This is a genomic window from Acinetobacter sp. 25-47-122 (assembly GCF_056779695.1).
Genome location: NZ_JBWYIJ010000004.1, coordinates 12060 through 34149, shown reverse-complemented (window position 1 = coordinate 34149; position 22090 = coordinate 12060). Strand labels below are relative to the sequence as shown.

26 protein-coding genes and 2 tRNA genes are annotated in these 22090 nt (G+C 39.2%); 17 read left to right on the top strand and 11 right to left on the bottom strand.

What is annotated here, in order from left to right; genetic code table 11:
• The first annotated feature begins 7 nt into the window (after nucleotides 1-7).
• Nucleotides 8-1888: a potassium transporter Kup gene (locus tag AC1M9P_RS04590; RefSeq protein ID WP_092766472.1), complete on the top strand. Its 1881-nt coding sequence runs from the start codon at nucleotides 8-10 to the stop codon at nucleotides 1886-1888.
• A 70-nt stretch (nucleotides 1889-1958) separates the two neighbouring features.
• Here the strand turns inward: AC1M9P_RS04590 and AC1M9P_RS04585 are convergent, their stop codons facing one another.
• Nucleotides 1959-2321 carry a hypothetical protein gene (locus tag AC1M9P_RS04585; protein WP_481586841.1) on the bottom strand — a complete coding sequence of 121 codons (363 nt, stop codon included), beginning with the start codon at nucleotides 2319-2321 and terminating at the stop codon, nucleotides 1959-1961.
• A gap of 300 nt (nucleotides 2322-2621) precedes the next feature.
• Between AC1M9P_RS04585 and AC1M9P_RS04580 the strand changes: the two genes are divergently transcribed.
• Nucleotides 2622-3665 (top strand): DNA/RNA non-specific endonuclease, encoded by a 1044-nt coding sequence (locus tag AC1M9P_RS04580; protein WP_481586840.1) that lies wholly within the window; start codon nucleotides 2622-2624, stop codon nucleotides 3663-3665.
• 72 nt (nucleotides 3666-3737) lie between these two features.
• Nucleotides 3738-3983, top strand: coding sequence for a hypothetical protein (locus AC1M9P_RS04575; RefSeq protein WP_179999072.1), 246 nt, complete (start codon nucleotides 3738-3740; stop codon nucleotides 3981-3983).
• A gap of 42 nt (nucleotides 3984-4025) precedes the next feature.
• Here the strand turns inward: AC1M9P_RS04575 and AC1M9P_RS04570 are convergent, their stop codons facing one another.
• Complete coding sequence (locus AC1M9P_RS04570) at nucleotides 4026-5033, bottom strand: AraC family transcriptional regulator (protein WP_481586839.1); 1008 nt, start codon at nucleotides 5031-5033, stop codon at nucleotides 4026-4028.
• A gap of 199 nt (nucleotides 5034-5232) precedes the next feature.
• Here AC1M9P_RS04570 and AC1M9P_RS04565 point away from each other — a divergent pair, with 199 nt between their 5' ends.
• Entirely contained in the window at nucleotides 5233-5868 is a 636-nt protein-coding gene (locus AC1M9P_RS04565; protein ID WP_180028773.1) for a sterol desaturase family protein, read from the top strand.
• Nucleotides 5869-6133: 265 nt separating this feature from the next.
• Here the strand turns inward: AC1M9P_RS04565 and hisF are convergent, their stop codons facing one another.
• The gene (hisF, locus tag AC1M9P_RS04560; RefSeq protein WP_035267573.1) at nucleotides 6134-6892 is read right to left on the bottom strand and encodes an imidazole glycerol phosphate synthase subunit HisF; all 759 of its coding nucleotides are present in this window, start codon (nucleotides 6890-6892) and stop codon (nucleotides 6134-6136) included.
• A 113-nt stretch (nucleotides 6893-7005) separates the two neighbouring features.
• On the opposite strand from hisF, the gene AC1M9P_RS04555 reads away from it, so the two are divergent.
• The 4 genes from AC1M9P_RS04555 to AC1M9P_RS04540 are packed head-to-tail and all read left to right on the top strand — an operon-like array spanning nucleotide 7006 to nucleotide 9367.
• Nucleotides 7006-7956 carry a homoserine kinase gene (locus AC1M9P_RS04555; protein ID WP_179999064.1) on the top strand — a complete coding sequence of 317 codons (951 nt, stop codon included), beginning with the start codon at nucleotides 7006-7008 and terminating at the stop codon, nucleotides 7954-7956.
• Between the two features lie 24 nt (nucleotides 7957-7980).
• A complete protein-coding gene (locus AC1M9P_RS04550) occupies nucleotides 7981-8604 on the top strand; it encodes a DUF1294 domain-containing protein (protein ID WP_481586838.1) in 624 nt (207 codons plus the stop codon).
• A gap of 29 nt (nucleotides 8605-8633) precedes the next feature.
• The gene (locus AC1M9P_RS04545) at nucleotides 8634-9026 is read left to right on the top strand and encodes a DUF4870 family protein (RefSeq protein WP_035267567.1); all 393 of its coding nucleotides are present in this window, start codon (nucleotides 8634-8636) and stop codon (nucleotides 9024-9026) included.
• A gap of 26 nt (nucleotides 9027-9052) precedes the next feature.
• Nucleotides 9053-9367, top strand: coding sequence for an antibiotic biosynthesis monooxygenase family protein (locus AC1M9P_RS04540; RefSeq protein ID WP_481586837.1), 315 nt, complete (start codon nucleotides 9053-9055; stop codon nucleotides 9365-9367).
• 2 nt (nucleotides 9368-9369) lie between these two features.
• Here the strand turns inward: AC1M9P_RS04540 and AC1M9P_RS04535 are convergent, their stop codons facing one another.
• The 3 genes from AC1M9P_RS04535 to AC1M9P_RS04525 form a co-directional block, all read right to left on the bottom strand.
• On the bottom strand, nucleotides 9370-10257 hold the full coding sequence (locus tag AC1M9P_RS04535; RefSeq protein WP_481586836.1) for a DMT family transporter: 888 nt from the start codon (nucleotides 10255-10257) through the stop codon (nucleotides 9370-9372).
• A gap of 53 nt (nucleotides 10258-10310) precedes the next feature.
• Complete coding sequence (hisA, locus tag AC1M9P_RS04530; RefSeq protein WP_481586835.1) at nucleotides 10311-11042, bottom strand: 1-(5-phosphoribosyl)-5-[(5-phosphoribosylamino)methylideneamino]imidazole-4-carboxamide isomerase; 732 nt, start codon at nucleotides 11040-11042, stop codon at nucleotides 10311-10313.
• Between the two features lie 129 nt (nucleotides 11043-11171).
• Nucleotides 11172-11933 carry a hypothetical protein gene (locus AC1M9P_RS04525; RefSeq protein WP_481586834.1) on the bottom strand — a complete coding sequence of 254 codons (762 nt, stop codon included), beginning with the start codon at nucleotides 11931-11933 and terminating at the stop codon, nucleotides 11172-11174.
• 557 nt (nucleotides 11934-12490) lie between these two features.
• Between AC1M9P_RS04525 and AC1M9P_RS04520 the strand changes: the two genes are divergently transcribed.
• Complete coding sequence (locus AC1M9P_RS04520; protein ID WP_228133253.1) at nucleotides 12491-12919, top strand: helix-turn-helix domain-containing protein; 429 nt, start codon at nucleotides 12491-12493, stop codon at nucleotides 12917-12919.
• Between the two features lie 50 nt (nucleotides 12920-12969).
• On the opposite strand, the gene hisH is transcribed toward AC1M9P_RS04520, so the two are convergent.
• Nucleotides 12970-13587: an imidazole glycerol phosphate synthase subunit HisH gene (gene hisH / locus AC1M9P_RS04515; protein WP_035267559.1), complete on the bottom strand. Its 618-nt coding sequence runs from the start codon at nucleotides 13585-13587 to the stop codon at nucleotides 12970-12972.
• Nucleotides 13587-14180: an imidazoleglycerol-phosphate dehydratase HisB gene (hisB, locus tag AC1M9P_RS04510; RefSeq protein WP_035267557.1), complete on the bottom strand. Its 594-nt coding sequence runs from the start codon at nucleotides 14178-14180 to the stop codon at nucleotides 13587-13589. The genes hisH and hisB overlap by 1 nt, the downstream gene beginning before the upstream one ends.
• A 93-nt stretch (nucleotides 14181-14273) precedes the next feature.
• On the opposite strand from hisB, the gene AC1M9P_RS04505 reads away from it, so the two are divergent.
• The 4 genes from AC1M9P_RS04505 (at nucleotide 14274) to AC1M9P_RS04490 (ending at nucleotide 16020) form a co-directional block, all read left to right on the top strand.
• Complete coding sequence (locus tag AC1M9P_RS04505) at nucleotides 14274-14651, top strand: GNAT family N-acetyltransferase (RefSeq protein WP_035267556.1); 378 nt, start codon at nucleotides 14274-14276, stop codon at nucleotides 14649-14651.
• A gap of 172 nt (nucleotides 14652-14823) precedes the next feature.
• Nucleotides 14824-14899: transfer RNA gene (locus tag AC1M9P_RS04500), tRNA-Phe, on the top strand.
• A gap of 136 nt (nucleotides 14900-15035) precedes the next feature.
• Nucleotides 15036-15111, top strand: a tRNA-Phe gene (locus AC1M9P_RS04495).
• A gap of 132 nt (nucleotides 15112-15243) precedes the next feature.
• A complete protein-coding gene (locus AC1M9P_RS04490; RefSeq protein ID WP_481586833.1) occupies nucleotides 15244-16020 on the top strand; it encodes a class I SAM-dependent methyltransferase in 777 nt (258 codons plus the stop codon).
• 6 nt (nucleotides 16021-16026) lie between these two features.
• Here the strand turns inward: AC1M9P_RS04490 and AC1M9P_RS04485 are convergent, their stop codons facing one another.
• Nucleotides 16027-16449: a GNAT family acetyltransferase gene (locus tag AC1M9P_RS04485; protein WP_179999046.1), complete on the bottom strand. Its 423-nt coding sequence runs from the start codon at nucleotides 16447-16449 to the stop codon at nucleotides 16027-16029.
• A gap of 324 nt (nucleotides 16450-16773) precedes the next feature.
• Between AC1M9P_RS04485 and AC1M9P_RS04480 the strand changes: the two genes are divergently transcribed.
• Complete coding sequence (locus tag AC1M9P_RS04480) at nucleotides 16774-17187, top strand: hypothetical protein (RefSeq protein WP_481586832.1); 414 nt, start codon at nucleotides 16774-16776, stop codon at nucleotides 17185-17187.
• A 216-nt stretch (nucleotides 17188-17403) separates the two neighbouring features.
• Here the strand turns inward: AC1M9P_RS04480 and AC1M9P_RS04475 are convergent, their stop codons facing one another.
• Both AC1M9P_RS04475 and argH read right to left on the bottom strand, forming a co-directional pair.
• Entirely contained in the window at nucleotides 17404-17673 is a 270-nt protein-coding gene (locus AC1M9P_RS04475; RefSeq protein WP_035267550.1) for an oxidative damage protection protein, read from the bottom strand.
• Nucleotides 17674-17701: 28 nt separating this feature from the next.
• Nucleotides 17702-19132, bottom strand: coding sequence for an argininosuccinate lyase (gene argH / locus AC1M9P_RS04470; protein WP_051586571.1), 1431 nt, complete (start codon nucleotides 19130-19132; stop codon nucleotides 17702-17704).
• Here argH and AC1M9P_RS04465 point away from each other — a divergent pair.
• From AC1M9P_RS04465 to hemC, 3 genes are all read left to right on the top strand, one after another.
• Entirely contained in the window at nucleotides 19123-20277 is a 1155-nt protein-coding gene (locus AC1M9P_RS04465; protein WP_035267548.1) for a sensor histidine kinase, read from the top strand. The two genes, argH and AC1M9P_RS04465, sit on opposite strands and share 10 nt — an antisense overlap.
• Before the next feature lie 52 nt (nucleotides 20278-20329).
• A complete protein-coding gene (locus AC1M9P_RS04460; protein ID WP_481586831.1) occupies nucleotides 20330-21067 on the top strand; it encodes a LytR/AlgR family response regulator transcription factor in 738 nt (245 codons plus the stop codon).
• A 95-nt stretch (nucleotides 21068-21162) separates the two neighbouring features.
• Entirely contained in the window at nucleotides 21163-22083 is a 921-nt protein-coding gene (gene hemC, locus AC1M9P_RS04455; protein ID WP_481586959.1) for a hydroxymethylbilane synthase, read from the top strand.
• Nucleotides 22084-22090 lie beyond the last annotated feature (7 nt).

Genomic DNA, 22090 nt, shown 5'->3' with positions numbered 1-22090 from the left:
CTAAAATATGCAAAGCACTGCAAAAAAAGCCGCACTTCCTGCGGTAACGTTGGCAGCATTAGGGGTGGTGTTTGGTGACATTGGAACCAGTCCTCTGTATGCATTGCGTCAATGCTTCCTTACGGCTCATATTGCAATTACTGAGGCAACCGTTTTGGGCATTTTATCGCTCATTTTCTGGTGCATGATGCTCACCATCAGCTTTAAATATGTCTCAGTCATCATGAAGGCAGATAACAATGGCGAAGGCGGTATTATGTCGCTTCTTGCCTTAAATCTACGTTCAACCCGTATTGCAGATCAGCGCAAAATTTATCTCATTGCCTTGGGCTTTATCGGTGCATCACTGTTTTTTGGTGATGGCATTATTACCCCAGCAATTTCTATTTTATCCGCGATTGAAGGTTTAAGTATTGCGACTCCGATGTTTAATCAATGGTTATTACCATTGGCCGTCGGTATTTTAACAGCACTGTTTTTAATTCAGCGCCACGGCACGGCGACCATGGGTAAGTTCTTTGGACCAATCACATTATTGTGGTTTGCATCTATTGGACTATTAGGCTTATGGAGTGTTATGCAAACACCGTTCGTGTTGGCAATGATCAGTCCGCACTGGGCGTTTGGCTTTATCATCAACCAACCTTTTGTTGCATTCCTCACGATGGGTGCCGTCATTTTAACGATGACGGGGGGTGAAGCACTATATGCAGATATGGGACATTTTGGTCGCATGCCCATTAAGCTTGCTTGGTTTGTGATTGTATTGCCAAGTCTAGTTTTTAACTATGCGGGTCAAGGTGCTTTACTTTTACGAGATCCAAATGCAATTGAGAACCCATTTTACCTGTTGGTCCCTGATTGGGCTTTATTCCCAATGATTGGTCTTGCAACCGCTGCTGCTGTGATTGCCTCACAAGCGGTGATTACGGGCGTATTCTCAATGGTTAATCAAGCGATCCAGTTACGCTATTTACCGCGTTTAACCGTGCAACACACCTCTGATGTTGAACAAGGACAAATCTATGTCCCGTTCATCAACTGGGTATTATTTATTTCAGTCATTATTCTCATTTTATTATTTGAAAATAGCGCGAATCTTGCCAGTGCCTACGGTGTAGCAGTGACCATGACGATGCTGTGCGGTACGATTTTAATTTCGATTTTAGCTTATGGCGTTTGGCGCTGGCCTGTTTGGAAAGTAGCACTTTTCGCCGTGCCTTTATTGATCATTGACCTTGTTTTTGTTGCTTCGACTTCTTTAAAAATTGTTGGTGGTGGATGGGTGCCAATCTTGATTGGTGCAATTGTATTTACCGTTTTAATGACGTGGAAAGATGGCCGTCAAATCGTACTTAATAAGCTTGAGTCTGATGCGTTACCTATTGATCTCTTTATTCAAAGTGTCAAGATGAGTGATGAAACGCTGATCGTTCCTGGGGATGCAATTTTCCTCACAGGAACACCTAATATCGTTCCACATGCGATGTTGCACAATATTAAGCATAATAAGGTTCTACACGAACGTAATATGATGATTACGGTCATTACTAAAGATGTACCTTATGTACCTGATATTGAGAGAATTCGTGTAGAAAAGATGGATAATCGATTCTTTAGGATTTTTGTATATTATGGGTTTAAAGACCAACCCAACATTCCAGTTGCGCTGAAAGCGGCATATGAGCAGTTAAATTTTGAATTTGATATGATGCAAATTAGTTTCTTTATTTCACGTGATCGTCTGATTCATACCGTGGGAGAAGGAATGGCGCCATGGCGTGAAAAATTATTTATATCAATGCAGCGGAATACCAGTCCTGTGAGTGATTTCTATTTAATTCCACCAAATCGCGTGGTCGAAATGGGAAGCCAGATCGAAATCTGAGTAAGCGTTTGCTAAAATTTTGGATATAAAAAACCGCCTCAAAGGCGGTTTTTTTATTAAGCCTAATACCTTACTCAGCCGCTGGTGCTTCTACAGGCGCTTCTTCAGTTGCATTTACTTCAGGTTGAGCTGGAACTGCAGTTTGTGCTTGAGGAGCAGTTTCTTCTGCTTCAGCAGGTGGTAAGTTTCCAATAGGCGCTTTCGTATCAGCAGGCGCTTGTGTTGTAGCGCCTTCAGAAATAACTTTCATCTGACCATTAGCTAATACTTCTTGTAAAGTACCAGGCTGACCATTCACTGTTGTTACGACTTTAGCTTTAGAAAGGCTTTCCAAAGTTTCGCCAGCTTGAACTGGTGGCTCAGCAAATGCACTTGCACTTGCCAAAGATAAACCCATTACTAATGCTGTCAAAGAAGTATGTGCTAATTTCATAGTGTCCTCACTTTCAATTCTTTTAATTTACTAAATAACTTTTATACCATCTCACAAGTAATTGATGTAATTCAATCAAATACACGTAAAACCTTAAAGAGTATTAAAAAACTATTCTATAAAAACAACAATTTGTTACTTATTTTGAGTGATATTTGAACGGAATGCGAAGATCCTTTATTCACTTGAAAATTCACTTGATGTACTTCAAATTCATAGCTTGTTAAGCTGTGGCCGGTTTTGAATAAAGCCCACGTATTGGGCCAGAAGTTGAACACGGAATGAATAGGTAATCTGAGTTTGAATAATATTGTGGTAAAAGCTGTATTAGGTATTGTTGCAGCAGGAAGCTTTGCAATTGCTTTCGGTCAAGAAAAGTTGTCTTCATATCTGCCATTTTCAGGTTCGGTTAATAATACAGCTTGTCTAAATCAATTTTATCGCCAAGAGCCACCTTATTTAATCAAAGAGAGCTTAAATAAAGATCGCTACCCATTATGCTTTAATGGATTTACCACCATGTATTCTGGTGTCTCAAAAACACCATTATGGGTAGCTGAATATCTGAATCCAGATCGGCTGAGCCAAAAAATAAAAAGAGAAGACAGTTTCCATGAGGAGACTCGTGTAGCAGAAAAGCATCGAGCATTATTAGCAGATTATCGTGGGTCGGGATATGACCGTGGCCATATGGCTCCAAATGCTGATATGCCAAATAAAGCAGCACAATACGACAGCTTTTCCTTAGCCAATATGGTTCCTCAAGCTCCGCAGAATAACCAACAAATCTGGCGAGAAATTGAGGAAGCGACACGTGCAATCGTTACGAAGCAGAAACATGATGTGTATGTGATTACCGGGCCTGTATATAGTGGCAAAAAATTGAAAACCATTGGACGTGGTGTTATTGTTCCAACAGCGGTGTTTAAAGCCGTGTATATACCTAAAACAGGTGCTATTGGCGCATATTACGCTCCCAATAATAATTCACTACAGATGCAAGTGGTCAGTGTATGTCAGTTAGAAGAAGTGCTTGGCATGAATTTGTTTCCTCAACTTACATCTGAGCAAAAGCGAAATACTTATAAATTGCCATTAAAAGCCAATCAGGTCAAAGCCCAACAAGCCATAGAGTATTCGCACTGGGATGCCGAAAGCCAATGTGCAGTTGATATCTCAACAGATCAACTCAAAGCGCTGCAAAAAGAGTTTAGTAGTCAAAGCGTACCTGTCAATACAACCGCAACGAATCAAGAGGCTAAGATCGATGAACAAGCACAAGATGCAATCGTGAAAGAGTTGGTTCAAGCGTTGTTGCAATATTTATTACAAATCCTTAAATAAAAAAGCTCGAATTCGCCCTGAAGATTCATTTATCTTCAGGGATTGATATTTATAAACTTAAAGAGATTTGCCATGTTTAAGCCTTTTGAAAATGGGACTGAGTCACATTCCATTCATGACTTAACGCTTGAAAACGATCTTGATCGTGTGAGTATTTATGGCAACTTGCAAATCACCAAAGACCAAGCCGGTTTAGCCGCTGCGAAAGCGTTAAAACAATATTTAGATGCAATGGTCATCTACTTAGAAGATCAAAAAAATTTAGCAGAAAAAATAGAAACGACGGCTGAGAATGAAATAGAAAATCCTTTCTTGTGATTCATCAATCATCTTTAGACTGAAGACTTAAATTCACAATCATCAAGTGCGAATATGATGTTGAATACGCCACTGTTGGGGTGTCATCTTCATCCACTGACGAAATGCGCGTTGGAATGCACTTTGTTCAGAATAACTGAGCAATAACGAAATCTCATGTAAGCTGAGATAAGGATCTTGTAGATATTGAATCGCTAGAAGTTTGCGGACTTCTTGAACACGCTGCTGATAGGTATCACCTTGATTTTGTAAATGGCGCTGAAGTTGTCTGACGGACATTCCCACTTGTTCTGCGACAGTTTGAATTTGATAATTGTGTCTCTGTATTCCAATCAGAATGGCTTGCTGTAACCGCTCATCGATTTGTGTGTTGTTTGGGAGTCGACTTAACAAATCTTGAGCTTGTTGCATCAGGAGTTTTTGTAAAGTTTGATCAGCTTGTTTAATCGGTGCTTGTAGGAGCTGGCTTGGAAAAGTAAGCTTGACATGAGGCTGAGAGAATTTTACTTTGCTCTGAAAAAAACGCTCATAAATCGCAATATTTTTTGGTGCTGGAAAGCGAAAGTGAATTTCTTGAATATGTAAATGCTCAATACCCGCATAACGTTTTAGAAATTCAACCAATAATGCCATCGCAATTTCATCCGTGATTTGTGTCGACAAATGCATTGGCAAATCTTCCCAACGTACGCTAAATACGCCTTGCTCCAGATCAACGGCGAGAGGTGTACCATCATAAATTAAACGATGATATTCATGATAACGGGTGAGTGCTTCTGCTAGGTTATCGCATGATAAAGCGATATACGCGATAATGCCTAAATGTTGTGGTTTGACCCATTGAGCAATTTCTAACCCTAACGCAGGTTGTGGGTGTACTTCATAAATTTCATTTAATATTTCACGCCAAATGCTAAAGTCAAAGCGTTCGGCTTGCTGAATACTTGCCAATTTTGCAGAAATAGGGAGACCGTTCTCTTCACAATAATTATGTAAGAGATGTCCAAGTCCACCATGAACCGAGCCTGAATAATCCTTTATCTGCTGCATGTGATTAATACTTTTCTTGTTTTATCAATTGAAATCACGATGAGTTATTAAGCCTGTTTTTACAGTGCCATACAAGCGCTTTTTCTACCATACGACATTGAAAAATATGTCGTGATTTGTCAATGAAAATTTTATCTTGCGTCAATGGTTGAGAGCTTGAGTTAGATATATTGAAAGAAAAGAAACAGGGATTTTGAACATGATTAAAGGTTTTGTTGCAGGCTTAATCATTGCCAATGGATTTGAATGGGTCGCGCATAAATATGTTCTACATGGTGTACACCGTCCGGGTAAAGCGAGGTTTAGTCCTGTGCCTAAAAATATGGAATCTCATTGGGCACATCACCGTGAAGTTAGAACACAAGATTTCCATGATGAGGGTTATGTAGAGGGAATCTCAAATTGGCGAACAAAAAATGAAATCGTATCCTTGGGGATTGTTGCTGCTGTATTTGGAACAGCATTTTATCCAATCTCGAAAGGCATGAGTTTATCCGTGCTTTATAGTGCTTGTAACTACTACTACACGCATCGCAGAGCTCACCTCGAACCTCATTGGGCAAAAAAGAAAATTCCTTGGCACTATGACCACCATATGAACGCCAATCAAGATGCAAATTGGTGTGTCACTAAGCCTTGGTTTGATTACATTTTAGGGACACGCGTCATTTCAACGCCAGATTTGAAGGAAGATAACCCTTTAGGGGTGCAGTTACCGTCTTTTATTTCAAAACGAGTCAATCATATCGTTGAACAATATTTCCCCGCAAAGTGGGTTGAGCAGAAAGCAGCGCGCTCCGATATTTCAAAAAAAGCTTTGGCTATAGTGGAGTAAGTCAGATTAGATATGGAATTGGCTGAATTGACGTCTGATTTGTCATGTTTGGTCAATAAAATATGTAGCTTTTGTCAAGATTTCGTGCAGATCTGTCATTTATGATATGAGATGAATAAATCGGAGAATGAAAATCTGATGGTAGAACTCTCCAGTTTATCGCTTTGCATAACGAACCAAGCGCTGTTTTTTCTTGGTTTTTAGGGCCTTCGGGCTCTTTTTTTTGCAAAAAAAGAGGCATTTGCCTCTTTTTTATGGGGCATGATTAAAGACGCATTTCAATGCCTTGTTCAGCTAAATATTGTTTTGCTTCCGGGATAGTGTGTTGACCAAAGTGGAAGATAGAGGCTGCAAGCACTGCATCAGCACCCCCTTGTAAAATTCCGTCTGCTAGATGTTGAAGATTACCCACACCACCTGAAGCAATCGTTGGAATCGTTACACGATCATTAATCTGACGCATCAATGCTAAGTCATAACCAGCTTTTGTACCATCTGCATCCATTGACGTAATGAGCAATTCGCCTGCGCCGTATTCTGCCATTTTCACAGACCATTCAATCGCATCGATACCCGTTGGTTTGCGACCACCATGTGTGAAAATCTCCCACTTATTTTCACCCGTTTTTTTTGCATCAATCGCAACTACAATACATTGTGCACCAAAACGTTGAGAGGCTTCTTGAACGAATTCAGGATTAAAGACAGCAGCTGAGTTAATACTGACTTTGTCTGCACCAGCGTTAAGCAATAAACGAATATCTTCAACTTTACGAACACCGCCACCTACGGTCAGTGGTACAAATACAGTTTCAGCCATACGCTCAACCGTACGGTAAGTGGTGTCACGCCCATTAGATGTTGCAGTGATATCGAGAAAAGTAATCTCATCTGCACCTTGTTCGTTATAACGACGTGCTACTTCAACTGGGTCGCCTGCATCACGAATATCAAGGAATTGAACACCTTTTACAACTCGACCGTTATCTACGTCGAGGCAAGGAATAATACGTTTAGCAAGCATAATTTTTTCCAAAAATAACAGCCGATTATGAAACTTACAGACTTTGGTGCTACACCTTGGTAGTCGGAGCAGGTATTCTATCAAAATAATGTAAGTTTTTTCGCAGGTTTTTTATGTCGGTTTATACCACTTTGACTTTAAAGGAAGTTCAGGATTTTGCTACGCCTTATGGATTAGAGGTGATTGACCTGATTCCGATTCAAGGAGGTATTCAAAATACGAACTATTTTCTAGTTTGTGCAGATCAAACCGAATTTGTTTTAACAATTTTTGAAGATATGGATGAGCAAGGCGCAGGTGAACTCGTCCCTGTACTTGAGCATCTGGGTCAGGCAGGTCTGCCTGTGCCTGTACCTTTGAAACATTCAGGACGTTCGATTCAGATCTTAAAAAATAAACCTGCACAAATTGCGCCTAGAATGCGTGGCAAGCATCCTATGCCTTCATCACTTGAACAGGTTCAGTCCATTGCTATTGCACAGGCTCAAATACATGTGGCTCTCGATAACTTTCCCTTAGAGCGCGCAGAGTATCGTAATCATGATTATTGGTTAAGTGTGGCTCAGCAGCTTCGACCTACGCTAAATCCAGCCGATCAAGTATTATTAAATAGTTTGTTAGGTTTATATGACGCTCTTACCGCAATGTACCCTGATCGTCCACGAGGTTTTATCCATTCTGACCTATTTAGAGATAACACTTTATTTGAAGGGGCTACTTTAAAAGGGATACTCGATTTTTATGAGTTGAATAAAGATGAACTTTTGTTTGATATCGCTATTACGATGAATGATTTCTGTACAGAATATCCAAGTGTTCATTTGAATGAGGAAAAGGCCTTAGCATTCTTGGAGGCTTATCAAAGTGTACGTGAAATGACCAGTGATGAAAAATCATGCCTAGAACTCTATTTAGCGATGGCAGCTGGACGTTTCTGGATGATGCGTTTGCTAGTGGCTCAAAAGAACAAAGAAATGGGGCGTGTTAGCGAGGATATTTTGCAAAAAAATCCTTTAGAAATGCGCAATATGCTGGTTGAACGATTAAAATTTGTAACAGCTTAAAAAATTAAAAAATCTGGGGGAAATATGCGTGATCAAGGTCGTCTAGTTGAATGGTTTGATGAAAAAGGCTATGGATTTATTCAACCCAATGATTCATCCAAAGATCGCGTTTTCCTTCACATTAAAGATTTTGCCAAACCAGGCCCAAGACCCATTCCAGGTTGTGCTTTGGAGTATATCGTTCAATTGGATGGTCAAGGTCGATTTAAAGCGAAACAAGTAACATACTTAAAAGCGACTCAGGCAAAAAAAGTAAAAACGAAGCCGCGTCATTCACCAGTTACTCAACAAAAAATGCAACCGATGCAAGTGGCGATTATTACTTATATCTTAACGCTTGCTATATTAGTCCTATTAGGGCTATTGAGTATGATGGTGGTGTTGGTCATTTTATTGATGAACCTGATCACCTATGGCTTATATGCACACGATAAAGCGGCGGCTCAACAGGGGAGTCAACGTGTACCAGAAAATACATTACATGTGGTTTCTATATTAGGAGGATGGCCAAGTGCTTGGCTTGCTCAGCAACGCTTGCGTCATAAAACACAAAAACAACCATTTCGAAAAATTTATTTCTGTACTATAGCGTTTAATATACTGATTATTTTATGGATAATTTCACCATTTAATGGTTTGAAATTATAAAGCCTCAAAAAAATTAAAAAGGTGACTTTATGAATTATACAGCTGATCAAGATCCAAACCGCAGCTTAACGATTTTACTTTATATCCTGTATATCATCGCTATTTTTTCAGCAGGTATTTTGGCGGTTATTGCGCTAATTATTAACTATTGGAAACGATCAAAAGTACAGGGCTCAATTTTTGAAAGTCATTTTACTTGGCAAATTCGTACTTTTTGGTGGTATTTAATTTGGAATATCATCGCGTTCCTCCCGTTTTTATTCTTATTCTTCACGGGTGACAATCCTAATGCCTTTGCTGGTGTAGCACTGGGTGCAACAACATTTTGTATTGCAGTGATTGGTTTGTCATGGGTTTGGATTGTTTATCGTGCGATCAAAGGGATTATTAAGGTCAATGATAACGAGCCAATGTATCAATAATTAAAACTCATGAATGGGGTGGTGTCATGATTATTGAGCATGTTCATTTAAATATCAAAATGAATCAGAGTCAGGCATTCGAAAATGCTTTTAAATTAGCTAAAGACATTATTTCACCAATGAAGGGGCTAAATGCGGTTCAGCTGATTAAAAATACGAATAATGAACATGCTTATATTTTACTGATTTATTGGGACAAACTTGAAGATCATACGGAAGGTTTTAGGCAGTCAGAGGCGTATTTAAAATGGAAGGCTCTTTTGCATCCCTTTTATGCGCCTATGCCTGAAGTGCAGTATTTTCAACCATGTATGATGTTAAAGCTAAAAGAACCCCAATAAGCTTATTCTTTCTTCTTAAATTTTGGTCTCCACTCACTGGTAATTACACCGAGCACAACCAACACGCCACCTAAAATTGAAAGCATAGCTAAACGCTCACCTGCTAATCTCCCAATCAAAGCCGCCCAAACAGGTTCGCCAGAATAAATAATGGCAGCCTGTGAAGGGTCAACCACGCGTTGAGCCCAGTTCATGACCAACTGAATGATTGCACTTGCAAGTCCTAAACCTCCAATAATCGCGACGAAGATCCAGTTAAACTCAGGGAGTTGTGTTTCACCCACCAATGGTGCCATTAGAAAACAAATTAACGATGCAAAAATGAGTTGTAATATCGTCACTCGGCGTAAATTGACTCGAGGCGCAAAGTAACTAATGAGAATAATTTCAAGTGCAATCGCAATTGATCCTATCAAGGTAATGATCTGACCAAATTCAAGCCGAATAGCACCAAACCCATTGCCTGTTAAGAAAACTAAACCTACAAAGGCGAGTGCTGCCCCCATCCATGTCATGACATGTGGCCTTTTTTTAAAGAGCAACCACAATAAGATGGGAACCAACGGCACATAAAGTGCTGTCAAAAATGCAGACTCGCTACTGGTGATGGTCTGTAAGCCAATGGTTTGCGTTCCATAGCCAATTGCAATCACTGTTCCAATGCAAAATCCTGCCCAAATATCTTTGGCACTAAAATTTTTACAATATTGAAGTGAGATGAGACCAACAGCCAGCGCAGCTGCTGCAAATCGAAAGGCAACGAAAAGCACTGGTGTGCTGAAGCTCAATCCATATTTGACTGTAATGAAACTGGCACCCCAAATCATCGTAATTGCAATGAGGGCAAGTTGTGGTGTTTTGGTTTTAAGGGTAGGAGATAAATTCAACATATTTTTTAAGTAAGAAAAAAGAGGTCCTAAGACCTCTTTAGAAACATGCGCTATTAGAGCGCTTGTTCATCAAGTAATAATTGAGCTTCACGAAGATTTAAAGTGCCTTCATAAATTGCACGACCAGTAATCGCACCTAAAATACCAGGCTGACCTTTTAAGTTGCGAACGTCGTCAAGATTGGTCACACCGCCTGAAGCGATCACAGGTAAACCTGAATAATTCGCAAGATTAACTGTTTGTTCGATATTCACACCTTGCATCATGCCATCACGTGCAATATCGGTATACACGATACTAGATACACCAGCATCTGCAAAGCGTTTAGCTAAATCAGTTGCTTTTACGTCAGTTACATTTGCCCAGCCATCAGTTGCGACCATGCCATTGATTGCATCAATACCGACAATGATGTGACCTGCGAATTTTCTACACGCCTCCTCAACAAACTCAGGTTCTTTGACTGCTTTTGTACCAATAATGACGAATGATACACCTGCATCTAAGTAGTGTTCGATGGTTTCAAGAGAACGGATGCCACCACCAATTTGAATTGGCAGTTCAGGTTGTGCTTTTGCAATCGCTTCCACAACAGGTTTGTGAATAGGTGTACCAGCGAAAGCACCATTTAGATCAACTAAATGTAAACGGCGAGCGCCAGCGTCTACCCAATGTTGTGCTGTTGCCACAGGATCATCAGAGAAAACGGTATCGTCTTCCATACGACCTTGTTTTAAACGGACACATTTACCATCTTTAAGGTCAATTGCAGGGATAATCAGCATGCTTTCGCTCCTTGCCAGTATTCTGGAGTTTATTCGCAGCAATCTTAGCAAAGAAACATCAAATGAGCGAAGTAACAATGAAAAAAAACCGTCAGAACAATGTTGACGGTTTTTTATACGAACTTTGAATTAAATGTATGGTGTTGTATCTAAGCTAGAGATTAGATCAAAGCTGGTTGGTGTGATACTGGTTGGGATTGCACCTAAAGCATTTGTGATCTCTCCCGTGAATCCTACAAGATCACCCACGACAGGAATCGATGACAGAGCATCTGTTACAGGCGATAAATCATCCAGTAAATTATCCAATGTTCCTGAGACATCTCCTAATGTTCCTGTGACACTGCCTAAAGGATCATCAATGAGACCAGTCACGAGATCAAGAGGTTTGGTACTTGCGACATAATCTCCCGTTTCACTCACGAATCCCAAAAGATTTGAAGAAGTTTCTCCGACAACATCTACGACAGCACCTAAACCTGGCACTTGGCTGAGCAGGTCGGTCACGGGATCGGCTAAACCAGCGACTTCACCTACAACATTTGAAACATCTTTGATGGTTTGGCCTACAGTTGCAGTAGTGCCATTCAATGCAGTATTAATGCCCCCTAATAGATCTCCCTTCGAAAAATCATCAGCGATAGCGTGTAAGCCTCCGCTTAAATTTCCTAGTAAATTATTTTCAAGATTGAGTACCGATTCCACTGTATCTCCGATCAGTGGCAATTCTGTTAACTTATCCGTTAATGGTTTGGTCAGCGTCCCTACTGTGTCAACAACGGTATCTACAACTGTCGTTACGGTTTCTAGAATAAAACCAACTGCTTTCGTAATTCCCTGTAAAGCAAGGCTTAGAACGCCACTGATTTTTCCAGTAAAAAGTTTAAACATGTGCAGATTGCTCCAAAATATATGTGGTTAGTGTTGGATCTTTGTTGTTTCAGCAAGTTCATAATTAACAAAGAAAAAAATTTCAGACAAATCGAAAAAAAACAATATAAGTGGAATAATTTTGAAGATATGCCGTAAAAACAGCAACTTAATACAACACAAGGGTAATGTTTAAAAATGTTAACAAAATCAATTATTTATTGTGGTTTAATTTGGTGCTTGATAGAATAAATGTACACTTATAATGCATGAATATTATCGAGTAGCATGGTGTAAATACCTAAAATGCCAACTTGTTCGATTCGTTGATTGATTTTGTGAATTTTGTGTATTTTTTTAATGATTAAAATTGGTGCTCATTGTCTTTACATAAGTTAACAATTAATCATTGGGTCAATTTATTTTTCTTTTTTAATTCAAACTGAGTAATGAGAAAAATTAGATCACACTTTTATTTGTGAATTATCTATATTGAAAATAATTTCAATTTCATCTGATTTGTTTGGCAATATTAGACTCAACTGCATAGGCTTAATGTTAAATTGAGACTGCAGACAGTGAATAAGATTTGGACAGAAGCGATGGCAGTTCAAGAAGATGATTTATTTAGCGAAGGTGCTAAAAAACTTAGAAAATTGATCAAAGAGAAAAACATTAAACCGACTGATGTGGTGAATGCATTGGGAGTCTCTAAGGAAACGCTGTCGAAATGGGTGCAAGAGTCAACTCCTGCCAATGCTCAACATCTAGTTGAATTAGCGAAAGTACTGAGTGCTGCAGAACGATGGGTTTCAGACGCTAAAGATGGTAAAAAATCAGAAAGTTTTAAACAGTATCCTTTGAAGGATGAGTTGGCTTTAAAAGATGCAACGCCAGAACAATTAATTTCAGAACTTAAAAGTCGTTATGCTGCGCTGAATCTAAAAGCAGAAATTAAAGTAACTGTTGAGCCAATTGAAGGTGGCTTTGTCGTAAAAGATATTTAGAGTAAAGTCTGAAAAAAAGCTCACTGAAAACAGTGAGCTTTATTATGGCTTTAAATTTTCCACTCTACAAAATTTTTCAACAACTGTAAGCCAGCTGTATGACTTTTTTCTGGATGGAACTGCGTAGCAAACAAATTATCTTTATGGATTGCGGTGCAGAATTCCAAACCGTAGTTACATGTCGCAGCAATGATCTCAGATTGTTTCGGTTCAACATAGAAACTATGTACGAAATAGAAACGAGCATCTTGATCAATGTTGTTCCACATTGGATGGCTTGGATCTGCTTGGTGTACCTGATTCCAACCCATATGGGGAACTTTTAAACCTTCAATATCTGGAAAGCGTTTAACAGCACCATCAAAAATGCCTAATGCATCTGCACCACCATTTTCTTCAGAGTGTTGCAGCAGAGCTTGCATGCCGACACAAATCGCAAGGACAGGCTTGTTGAAAACGGCATTGCGTACAACCTCGTCAATGCCAGCCTCGTGCATACCTTGCATGCAATCACGCATTGCACCAACGCCTGGGAACACAATTTTATCTGCTTGAGCAATCAGCTTAGGATCATTGGTCACATCAACGGTTGCACCAACATGCTCAAGTGCTTTTGCTGCTGAGTGAAGATTTCCCATGCCATAATCAAGAAGGGCAATACGGGTCATTACAAAGTACCTTTGGTTGAAGCTACAGTATTTTCTGCACGTGGATCTACTTCACAAGCCATACGAAGTGCTCGTGCAAATGCTTTAAATACACTTTCAATTTGGTGATGGCTATTTTTACCTTTCAAATTGTCTATGTGGAGTGTCATTAATGCGTGATTCACAAAGCCTTGGAAAAACTCAGAGAATAGGTCGACATCAAAAGTACCAATGCGCGCGCGCGTAAATGGAATGTCCATCCATAAGCCAGGGCGGCCTGATAGGTCAACAACGACACGACTCAAGGACTCATCAAGTGGTGCATAGAAGTGACCATAGCGACGTAAACCTTTTTTGTCACCTAAAGCCTGTGCAAATGCCTGACCAAGGGTAATACCACAGTCTTCTACTGTATGGTGATCATCAATTTCTAAATCGCCGTCGCAATGAATATCGATATCAAATAAACCATGACGCTTGATTTGGTCGATCATATGGTCTAAAAATGGAACACCTGTATTGAGGGTGCCTTGACCAGTACCATCAAGATTCACGCGAACACGAATTTTGGTTTCGTTTGTGTTTCTTACCACTTCACTGATACGTTGCGTCATAGACACGTTCCTCAAAAACGTTAAAAATGATGAATGTAGATTTTCGATGTCACGAAAGTGACAGCATATTAGATTGCTCAGGAGGGTTAATCAATGCCTATAACCGTACATGCAATAACTTCGCTTGATAATGTTGAAGTTCGTGAACAGCTTGAGCGCTTATATGACACCAGTCCAGAATTTAGTGACGGACAAGATGCCATTGAACAACTTGAGCAAAACTTAGCTCAGTATACCTTACTTTACACGGCAGAATTTAATACAAAGATCATTGGGGCCATTTGGTCAACTGGACAAGGTGAAAGTCGAACGCTTGAAAATATCGTAGTTCATCCGGCTAACCGTGGACGTGGTGTCGCAGAGCGCTTAGTGAGTGAAGCATGTCGAATGGAAGAAGAGAAAGGCGTTAATCATTTTGAGCCTGGATGTGGTGCAATACATCGTTGTTTAAGTAGTTTGGAAAAAATTTAAAACTATTGTTCGATTTTAAATATTAAAAGTCAGTCAATACTGGCTTTTTTTATTGGATTTGTATGTATTTACATCGAATAATCTAAATGTTGTTTTAAAAACATCCATTTGTTTAAATATCCCAAAAACTTGCTTGACTATATCGAGATGAAACTGTTTAATACGCGACATCGGCGTGATAGCTCAGTTGGTAGAGCAACGGATTGAAAATCCGTGTGTCCCCAGTTCGATCCTGGGTCTCGCCACCATATTCTTTTAAGAATTTGTATTTTCAATCTCTGATCCCATCAGAGATTTTTTTTTGGGTAAAATTTACTCGAACAAATAAAAAATGCATGATTTTTATTGACTATTGAGCTCAGTTACGGCTTAATACACCCCATCGGCGTGATAGCTCAGTTGGTAGAGCAACGGATTGAAAATCCGTGTGTCCCCAGTTCGATCCTGGGTCTCGCCACCATATTCGAAAAATCCTCAACAATGTTGAGGATTTTTTTTGCTTATAAAATAATACAAAATGAATCGAAGTCATTCATCATCCATTTTTTTTGATGTGCTAAGGTTGATTTCTCGATCAAATTCAGAATAAAAAATGAAAGACCTATTTTCTGATCAAAGTGAGCTTTATCAACAAGCTCGTCCAAGTTATCCACAAAGTGTGATTGACGAAATCTTCAAATATGTTCAGAACTATGAAATGGCTTGGGATTGCGGGGCAGGTTCAGGACAATTCACCCGCTTATTGGCTCCGCATTTTAATCAAGTCATTGCAACGGATATAAGCGCAGCACAACTTCAGCAAGCCCCAGCAATAGATAATGTAATTTACCGAATTGATAATGCTGAACATAGCAATTTTAAAGCACAATGTTTTGACCTGATTACAGTTGCCCAAGCCATTCATTGGTTTGACTTCGAGTTATTTTTTCAAGAGGTCTATCGAACACTGAAGCCCCAGGGTGTCTTTGCAGTGATTGGATATGGGCTTATTGAAGTGGAGAATGAGGAGCTTCAAAGCTGTATTGAAAAGCTATATCACCAAGTATTGAAAACATATTGGGAGAGTGAGCGTCACTATATTGATCTGAAATATCAAACGATTCCATTTCCTTTTGAAGAAATCCCGACCTGTGAGCAGCACATGCATTGTAAATGGCGGATTGATCAATTGATTGATTATTTAAATACATGGTCAGCTTTAAAGAAATATCTTAAACAAAATACGCAAGCCAATAATCAGGCGACACAAATCTTAAATCAGATGAGCCAATATGCCTTAACTTTGAATAATGATACCGGTCATAAATTTAATATTCGATTCCCAATATTTTTACGGATCGGTAAATTGATAAATGCTCCTGTTTTATAAAATTTCTTAATGGTCGTGAATGAGTCTTTTAGCAAGGCATACAACTTCTTTTTCGTCATATCCCAATTGTTCATAAAAGTTTTGAATATCAATAAATTCTTTTTGCACTAAAAGCTGAACTTCTGGACAACCAAGTGCAATCAATCTTTTTTCCAAATGTTGAATCAACGCTGTAGCAACACCATTCCGTTGATGATTGGGATGTACCGCGAGGTAATTGATCCACCCGCGATGACCGTCGTAACCACCCATTAATGTTGCGATAATGAACTGATCTTTCACAGCCACCAAGAATAAGTCATCTTTTTGTGCAGCCTTCCTAAAAATATCAATTTCCGGATTATTCCATGGTCGTGTTAGATCACATCTTTCCCAGAGTTGAATGATGTCTTCTAAGTCAGTCTCAATATAAGGACGAATGATAAACATGATGCGCTCAAATGGTGGTTAATTTTAATACAGAGATTAGCCTACTCTGATGAAATTGATAACTCATAATCATCTTATGTGTCTATTTTCTGCTTTACATTTATGCAGTCTTTTTTAGATAGCAAGATAAATATCAATAAAAAAGATTTGTCTGTGACGTGAGTCTAACAACTCTTGTTAAGTAAATGATATTTAAGATAAATGGTAGTTGTGTTTGGCTGAAATGTTTTTAAAGATGGCTTTTATTACGTTCAGTGAGAGCGATGGGGAATGAGACAATTTAAGCAAGTTTTGTGGGGAATCTGTGCTTGGGGTCTTTCGAGTATGAGTTGGGCGGCACATCCTAACAATGGGCATTTTAAATTACTGCCAGACGATCAGTTAAGTTTGGTCAATGCTTTAGGTATTGAGGAATCTCAAATTCGTGAAATTACATCTTTTAAATCTCAGGATTTAAACCATTTAGAAAATTTTGTGAGTGATAGAAAAAGGATTCATTATATAAAGGATGAAGAGCAACCTTTTAAAGCGCTTATGGACTTAACATCTATGAACTCTTTACAATTCAATGGACAGGTTTTGGAGCAGCGGTTTGATCTTCAAAATCGGCAGATTTACATTAAATTTGGCCCAATTCGTGTTGACCGAATGGAGATGCAGTTAAATATGGATGGAGTTTACCAATTAGGTCATATTTTAAATCCACCACAAGCACTTCTTTCGTCAGCTAAATTTTGACTCCATTGATATTTATTTGATGTCCCATAAAAAAGGACCTCTATTACGCAGATTCTTTTGGGATTAAAGCCTGTGCACACCTTCTGTGTTTTTCTTGCCTAATTTTTAAAGTAACGCATAAAAAAGAATCCCCAAAGATGGGGATTCTTTTTAGATTAAAGCCTACGCGGACTTCGTCCTTATCTTACGTAAAAAAGAAAAGCAGTGCTTTCTTTTTTACTCAGGCTTTAGGCCTTCAGCTTTTTCTAAAGTTTCATCATTGTTGAAGAACTTTTCACGTTGTTCTTCAAGAAATTTCTTTGCATCAGCTTCAAAGACATTTAAACGTTTTTCATTGATTAAAGTAGTTTGATGCTTTAACCATTCGCCCCATGCTTGCTTAGAAACACTATCAAATAGTTCCTGACCTTTAGGACCAGGGAATGGTGCAAAATCCAAACCTTCCATTTCTTTTTGATACTTACGGCAAAATACTTGGCGAGACATATCAATACTCCAAAAATAAAATCAGAAATTAAGCGTAAAGAGCTTCTAAACGCGCATGAGCACGCTCAATTGCTGCTTCAACTTGAGCAGGTGCTGTTCCACCGATGTGGTTACGTGCATTGACAGAAGCTTCTAAAGTTAATGCTTTTTCAAAGACGTCAGCTTGAATTAAATCAGAGAATTGTTGAAGTTGTTCAAGCGTAAGTTCTGATAAATCCTTACCTTCTTGTACGCCAAGCGCAACTGCTTTACCGACGATTTCATGTGCATCGCGGAATGCAACACCATTTTTCACTAAGTAATCAGCAAGGTCGGTTGCTGTTGAGAAACCACGCAGCGCAGCTTCGCGCATTTCAGGAATATTTGGAACAAGTGCAGGAATCATGTCTGCGAAAGCCATCAAAGAGCCTCGAACTGTATCGATAGCATCAAATAGTGGTTCTTTATCTTCTTGGTTGTCTTTGTTATATGCCAAAGGTTGACCTTTCATGAGGGTAAGTAGACTCATTAAGTCGCCATATACACGGCCTGTTTTACCACGAACAAGTTCAGGTACATCAGGATTTTTCTTCTGAGGCATAATCGAAGAGCCTGTGCAGAAGCGGTCAGGAATATTCACAAACTTGAATTGTGCAGATGTCCAAAGAATTAATTCTTCAGACATGCGAGATAAGTGCATCATGATGAGTGATGCCGCAGCATTAAACTCAATACCAAAATCACGATCAGATACAGCATCTAATGAGTTTTCTGCAACTGCTTCAAATCCTAAAAGTTCTGCTGTATAAGCACGATCGATTGGATAAGTGGTACCTGCAAGCGCAGCAGAACCTAAAGGCATGCGATTCACGCGTTTACGGCAGTCAATCAGGCGTTCTGAGTCACGTACCAGCATTTCAAACCATGCCATTAAATGATGTCCAAACGTCACAGGTTGTGCAGTTTGAAGATGGGTAAAGCCAGGCATAATTGTATTTGTATTTTTAGCAGCCAAACCTAGAATGCCTTTTTGCAGTTTGTGTAATAACCCTAGGATGGCATCAATTTCATCACGTACATACAAACGAATATCCGTTGCTACTTGGTCATTACGGCTACGACCTGTATGTAATTTCTTCCCTGTAATCCCAATACGTTGTGTTAATCGAGATTCAATGTTCATGTGAACATCTTCTAAATCAATACGCCATTCGAAGTTGCCAGCTTCAATGTCCGCTTTAATTGCGGTTAAGCCTGCGATGATGTCATCACGCTCTTGTTCAGTGAGTACACCGACTTTTGCCAACATCGTTGCATGTGCGATTGAACCTGCAATATCTTGTTTATAAAAGCGTTGGTCAAATTGGACAGATGCTGTAAATTCAGCGACAAAGGCATCAGTTGCTTCGGAAAAACGACCGCCCCACATACCTGAAGTTTGGGCTTGTGACGGATTAGAGGAATTAGAAGATGTGGTCATGTCGGCTCAGTAAAAGAAAAAGCAGTAATTTTGCATCCAGTATAACAAATTCAAATCAAGATGCCGAAGTCTTGCCTATGGATAATTCTTCAAAAGATAAACAAGAATTTATTGATGCGAATTTCTTTGTACGTATTGGGCAATGGCAATATTTTGCAGAGTTATTTATTGCCAGTATTTTTTTGGCGTTATTGCTGTGCCTAGCAGAGTCACAGTCTTGGTCAAATTTACAGACATCACAAGTGATCAAGTATGTGCTTTATATCAATTGGGTGGTATTGGTCTTTATTGCCGTAATTGATTTATTTAGGGAGTTTTGGCAAAAACTAACCACTTTGCAGTCTGCGATTTATACATTTGTACTATTAGAACTCATCATCCTCTTCACTACTTGTAGTTTGAATTTTCTGTTTTTTTGGGGAAGTAACTTTTCTTTACAAAAATTTTCATGGTTACTTTTATTTGATCATGTGATTTTACACATGAGCTATGGCGTATTGTTGATCACTTTTTGTTTACGATATATCTATGTTCGGGGTGAGTGGTTAAAGCAGCAACAAGGTGAATTGAATGCTCGAATTCAAGCCATGCAAGCAAGAATACATCCACACTTTCTTTTTAATAGTTTAAATAGTGTGGTGAGTCTGATTGGGAGTGATCCAGATAAAGCAGAGCAAATGCTCATCGATCTTTCAAGGTTGTTTAGAGCAAGCTTTCAAGAGCTGAAAATTGTCACATTAAAAGAAGAAATCCAATTGTGTGAACATTATTTGGCGGTTGAAAAGCTAAGGTTGGGTTCGAGATTAAATGTGGAATGGAATATCTTGCAACCAGAGCAGTTGGGCCAAGCAAGTATTCCTTTTTTAACTTTACAGCCTTTAATTGAGAATAGTATCTTTCATGGGGTGGAGAAAAAGTTAATTGATGCAAAGATTGTCATATTGGTTGAAATATTACAAAATCAAGTCACTATAGTCATTACTAACCCTTATATAGCCGATAAAATGGCCAATAGGGAGGGGAATGGTATTGCGATAGAAAACGTGAAACAGCGTTTGAAAGCACACTATGGGTATACGGTACAGTTTAGGAGTCATGCAGGTAATGGAATTTACACGACTGTAGTCCAGTACCAATATAAATAAAATCAAGTTAATACATTAAAATAAGTAACGTTAACTTGAGCAAGGAGGAACAATGGACATCCTAATTTGTGATGATGAGCCACTCGCGGTTGAGCGCTTATCTCGCTTGGTCACTCAATTGGGGCATCAAGTTGTTGCAACTGCGCACCATGGAAAAGAAGCTTTGACCTTAGTGCAACAATATGAGCCTGATGTAATTTTACTTGACATCCAAATGCCTGAAATGGATGGTTTGACATGTGCTCAGCATCTTTCACAGCTAAACCCAATGCCCGCTATTGTTTTTTGCACGGCCTATGATGAGCATGCTTTGACTGCGATTCAGGCACAAGCGAAAGGCTATTTATTAAAACCGATTATCAAATCAGAATTAGAAAATACACTCAATAATTTAACTAAACTTACTCAAGCTCAAATGTCGAATATAGAGCAAAAAGAAAATATGGAAGAAAAACATCAACGTCAGCAAATCGCTGCGAAAACGTATCGTGGTCTTGAACTCATTCCTATCGAAAATGTTTACTATTTTCTAGCTGATCAGAAATACGTAACAGTACGACACAAAAACGGCAGTGTGTTGATTGATGAGACTTTAAAAGATCTAGAGCGTGAGTTTTCAAATAAATTTATACGAATTCATCGAAATGCGCTGATTGCATTGGATTATTTGGATGGATTGGAGTTGGTTGCTTCAGGCCAGTATCAAGTTCGTTGTCGTGAACTTGAAGAGAAATTGGCGGTCAGTCGCCGTCACTTACCTTTGCTTAGAGAAAGAATTCAAAATATTTAGTTGCCTAAAATTATAGTGATTGCCGAACAATTTACTTGCAATTTTGGGACAGCAGGGTAAGTTTAGGATGTCTAAAGTTTGGCAGCATTAAAATGATCAAAACCTTAAAAATTGCAACTCGTCAAAGTCCATTGGCTTTATGGCAAGCGGAGCATATTCGTGAGCGACTTGAGACCCTACATGCTGGCCTAAAAGTTGAGTTGGTGACGTTTGTGACCCAAGGTGATAAAATTTTAGACACTCCTTTAGCCAAGATTGGTGGAAAAGGTTTATTTGTTAAAGAGCTTGAGGCTGCATTACTTGATGGTCGTGCAGATCTGGCTGTCCATTCCATGAAAGATGTGCCGATGGCGCTCCCAGAAGGATTAAGTCTTGCCGTGATTTGCGAGCGAGAAGATCCTTTAGATGCTTTTGTTTCGAATAATTATAGCAAGTTTGAAGATTTGCCCCTTGGTGCCAAAGTAGGAACCTCAAGTTTGCGTCGTAAATGTCAAATTTTAAAAGCCCGTCCAGATCTTGAGATTATAGATTTACGTGGAAATGTAGGCACACGACTATCTAAGCTTGATGATGGGCTTTACGATGCCATCATTCTGGCAAGTGCAGGCTTAAAACGTTTAGGTTTAGCAGAGCGTATTCGACACACGCTGGATGCACAGACGAGTTTACCCGCAGTTGGCCAAGGTGCATTAGGTCTTGAGTGTCGAGGTGACGATGCACGCGTATTAGAGTTGATTCGACCTTTATTACATGCAGAAACTGATGCGTGTGTTCGTGCAGAACGGGCATTTAATGCTTATTTGGAAGGCGGGTGTCAGGTACCGATTGCGGGATATGCGACTTTAAATGATCAACAGATTCAATTAGAGGGGCGCGTAGGCAGTGTGGATGGTCAAACATTATTGGTTGCTAAAGTAGAAGGTCCAGTTGAACAAGCTGAAACGTTGGGTGTTTCACTAGCAAAAGCTTTGATTGACCAAGGTGCTGCTGATTTATTAAAAGCACTGTATAAATAAAAAAATG

What these genes read in the sequence shown, in the direction of transcription:
- AC1M9P_RS04590 (WP_092766472.1), top strand. Translation starts at nt 8, where the DNA reads ATGCAAAGCACTGCAAAAAAAGCCGCACTTCCTGCGGTAACGTTGGCA.
- AC1M9P_RS04585 (WP_481586841.1), bottom strand. Translation starts at nt 2,321, where the DNA reads ATGAAATTAGCACATACTTCTTTGACAGCATTAGTAATGGGTTTATCT.
- AC1M9P_RS04575 (WP_179999072.1), top strand. Translation starts at nt 3,738, where the DNA reads ATGTTTAAGCCTTTTGAAAATGGGACTGAGTCACATTCCATTCATGAC.
- AC1M9P_RS04570 (WP_481586839.1), bottom strand. Translation starts at nt 5,033, where the DNA reads ATGCAGCAGATAAAGGATTATTCAGGCTCGGTTCATGGTGGACTTGGA.
- AC1M9P_RS04565 (WP_180028773.1), top strand. Translation starts at nt 5,233, where the DNA reads ATGATTAAAGGTTTTGTTGCAGGCTTAATCATTGCCAATGGATTTGAA.
- hisF (WP_035267573.1), bottom strand. Translation starts at nt 6,892, where the DNA reads ATGCTTGCTAAACGTATTATTCCTTGCCTCGACGTAGATAACGGTCGA.
- AC1M9P_RS04555 (WP_179999064.1), top strand. Translation starts at nt 7,006, where the DNA reads ATGTCGGTTTATACCACTTTGACTTTAAAGGAAGTTCAGGATTTTGCT.
- AC1M9P_RS04550 (WP_481586838.1), top strand. Translation starts at nt 7,981, where the DNA reads ATGCGTGATCAAGGTCGTCTAGTTGAATGGTTTGATGAAAAAGGCTAT.
- AC1M9P_RS04545 (WP_035267567.1), top strand. Translation starts at nt 8,634, where the DNA reads ATGAATTATACAGCTGATCAAGATCCAAACCGCAGCTTAACGATTTTA.
- AC1M9P_RS04540 (WP_481586837.1), top strand. Translation starts at nt 9,053, where the DNA reads ATGATTATTGAGCATGTTCATTTAAATATCAAAATGAATCAGAGTCAG.
- AC1M9P_RS04535 (WP_481586836.1), bottom strand. Translation starts at nt 10,257, where the DNA reads ATGTTGAATTTATCTCCTACCCTTAAAACCAAAACACCACAACTTGCC.
- hisA (WP_481586835.1), bottom strand. Translation starts at nt 11,042, where the DNA reads ATGCTGATTATCCCTGCAATTGACCTTAAAGATGGTAAATGTGTCCGT.
- AC1M9P_RS04525 (WP_481586834.1), bottom strand. Translation starts at nt 11,933, where the DNA reads ATGTTTAAACTTTTTACTGGAAAAATCAGTGGCGTTCTAAGCCTTGCT.
- hisH (WP_035267559.1), bottom strand. Translation starts at nt 13,587, where the DNA reads ATGACCCGTATTGCCCTTCTTGATTATGGCATGGGAAATCTTCACTCA.
- hisB (WP_035267557.1), bottom strand. Translation starts at nt 14,180, where the DNA reads ATGACGCAACGTATCAGTGAAGTGGTAAGAAACACAAACGAAACCAAA.
- AC1M9P_RS04505 (WP_035267556.1), top strand. Translation starts at nt 14,274, where the DNA reads ATGCCTATAACCGTACATGCAATAACTTCGCTTGATAATGTTGAAGTT.
- AC1M9P_RS04490 (WP_481586833.1), top strand. Translation starts at nt 15,244, where the DNA reads ATGAAAGACCTATTTTCTGATCAAAGTGAGCTTTATCAACAAGCTCGT.
- AC1M9P_RS04485 (WP_179999046.1), bottom strand. Translation starts at nt 16,449, where the DNA reads ATGTTTATCATTCGTCCTTATATTGAGACTGACTTAGAAGACATCATT.
- AC1M9P_RS04480 (WP_481586832.1), top strand. Translation starts at nt 16,774, where the DNA reads ATGAGTTGGGCGGCACATCCTAACAATGGGCATTTTAAATTACTGCCA.
- AC1M9P_RS04475 (WP_035267550.1), bottom strand. Translation starts at nt 17,673, where the DNA reads ATGTCTCGCCAAGTATTTTGCCGTAAGTATCAAAAAGAAATGGAAGGT.
- AC1M9P_RS04465 (WP_035267548.1), top strand. Translation starts at nt 19,123, where the DNA reads ATGTGGTCATGTCGGCTCAGTAAAAGAAAAAGCAGTAATTTTGCATCC.
- argH (WP_051586571.1), bottom strand. Translation starts at nt 19,132, where the DNA reads ATGACCACATCTTCTAATTCCTCTAATCCGTCACAAGCCCAAACTTCA.
- AC1M9P_RS04460 (WP_481586831.1), top strand. Translation starts at nt 20,330, where the DNA reads ATGGACATCCTAATTTGTGATGATGAGCCACTCGCGGTTGAGCGCTTA.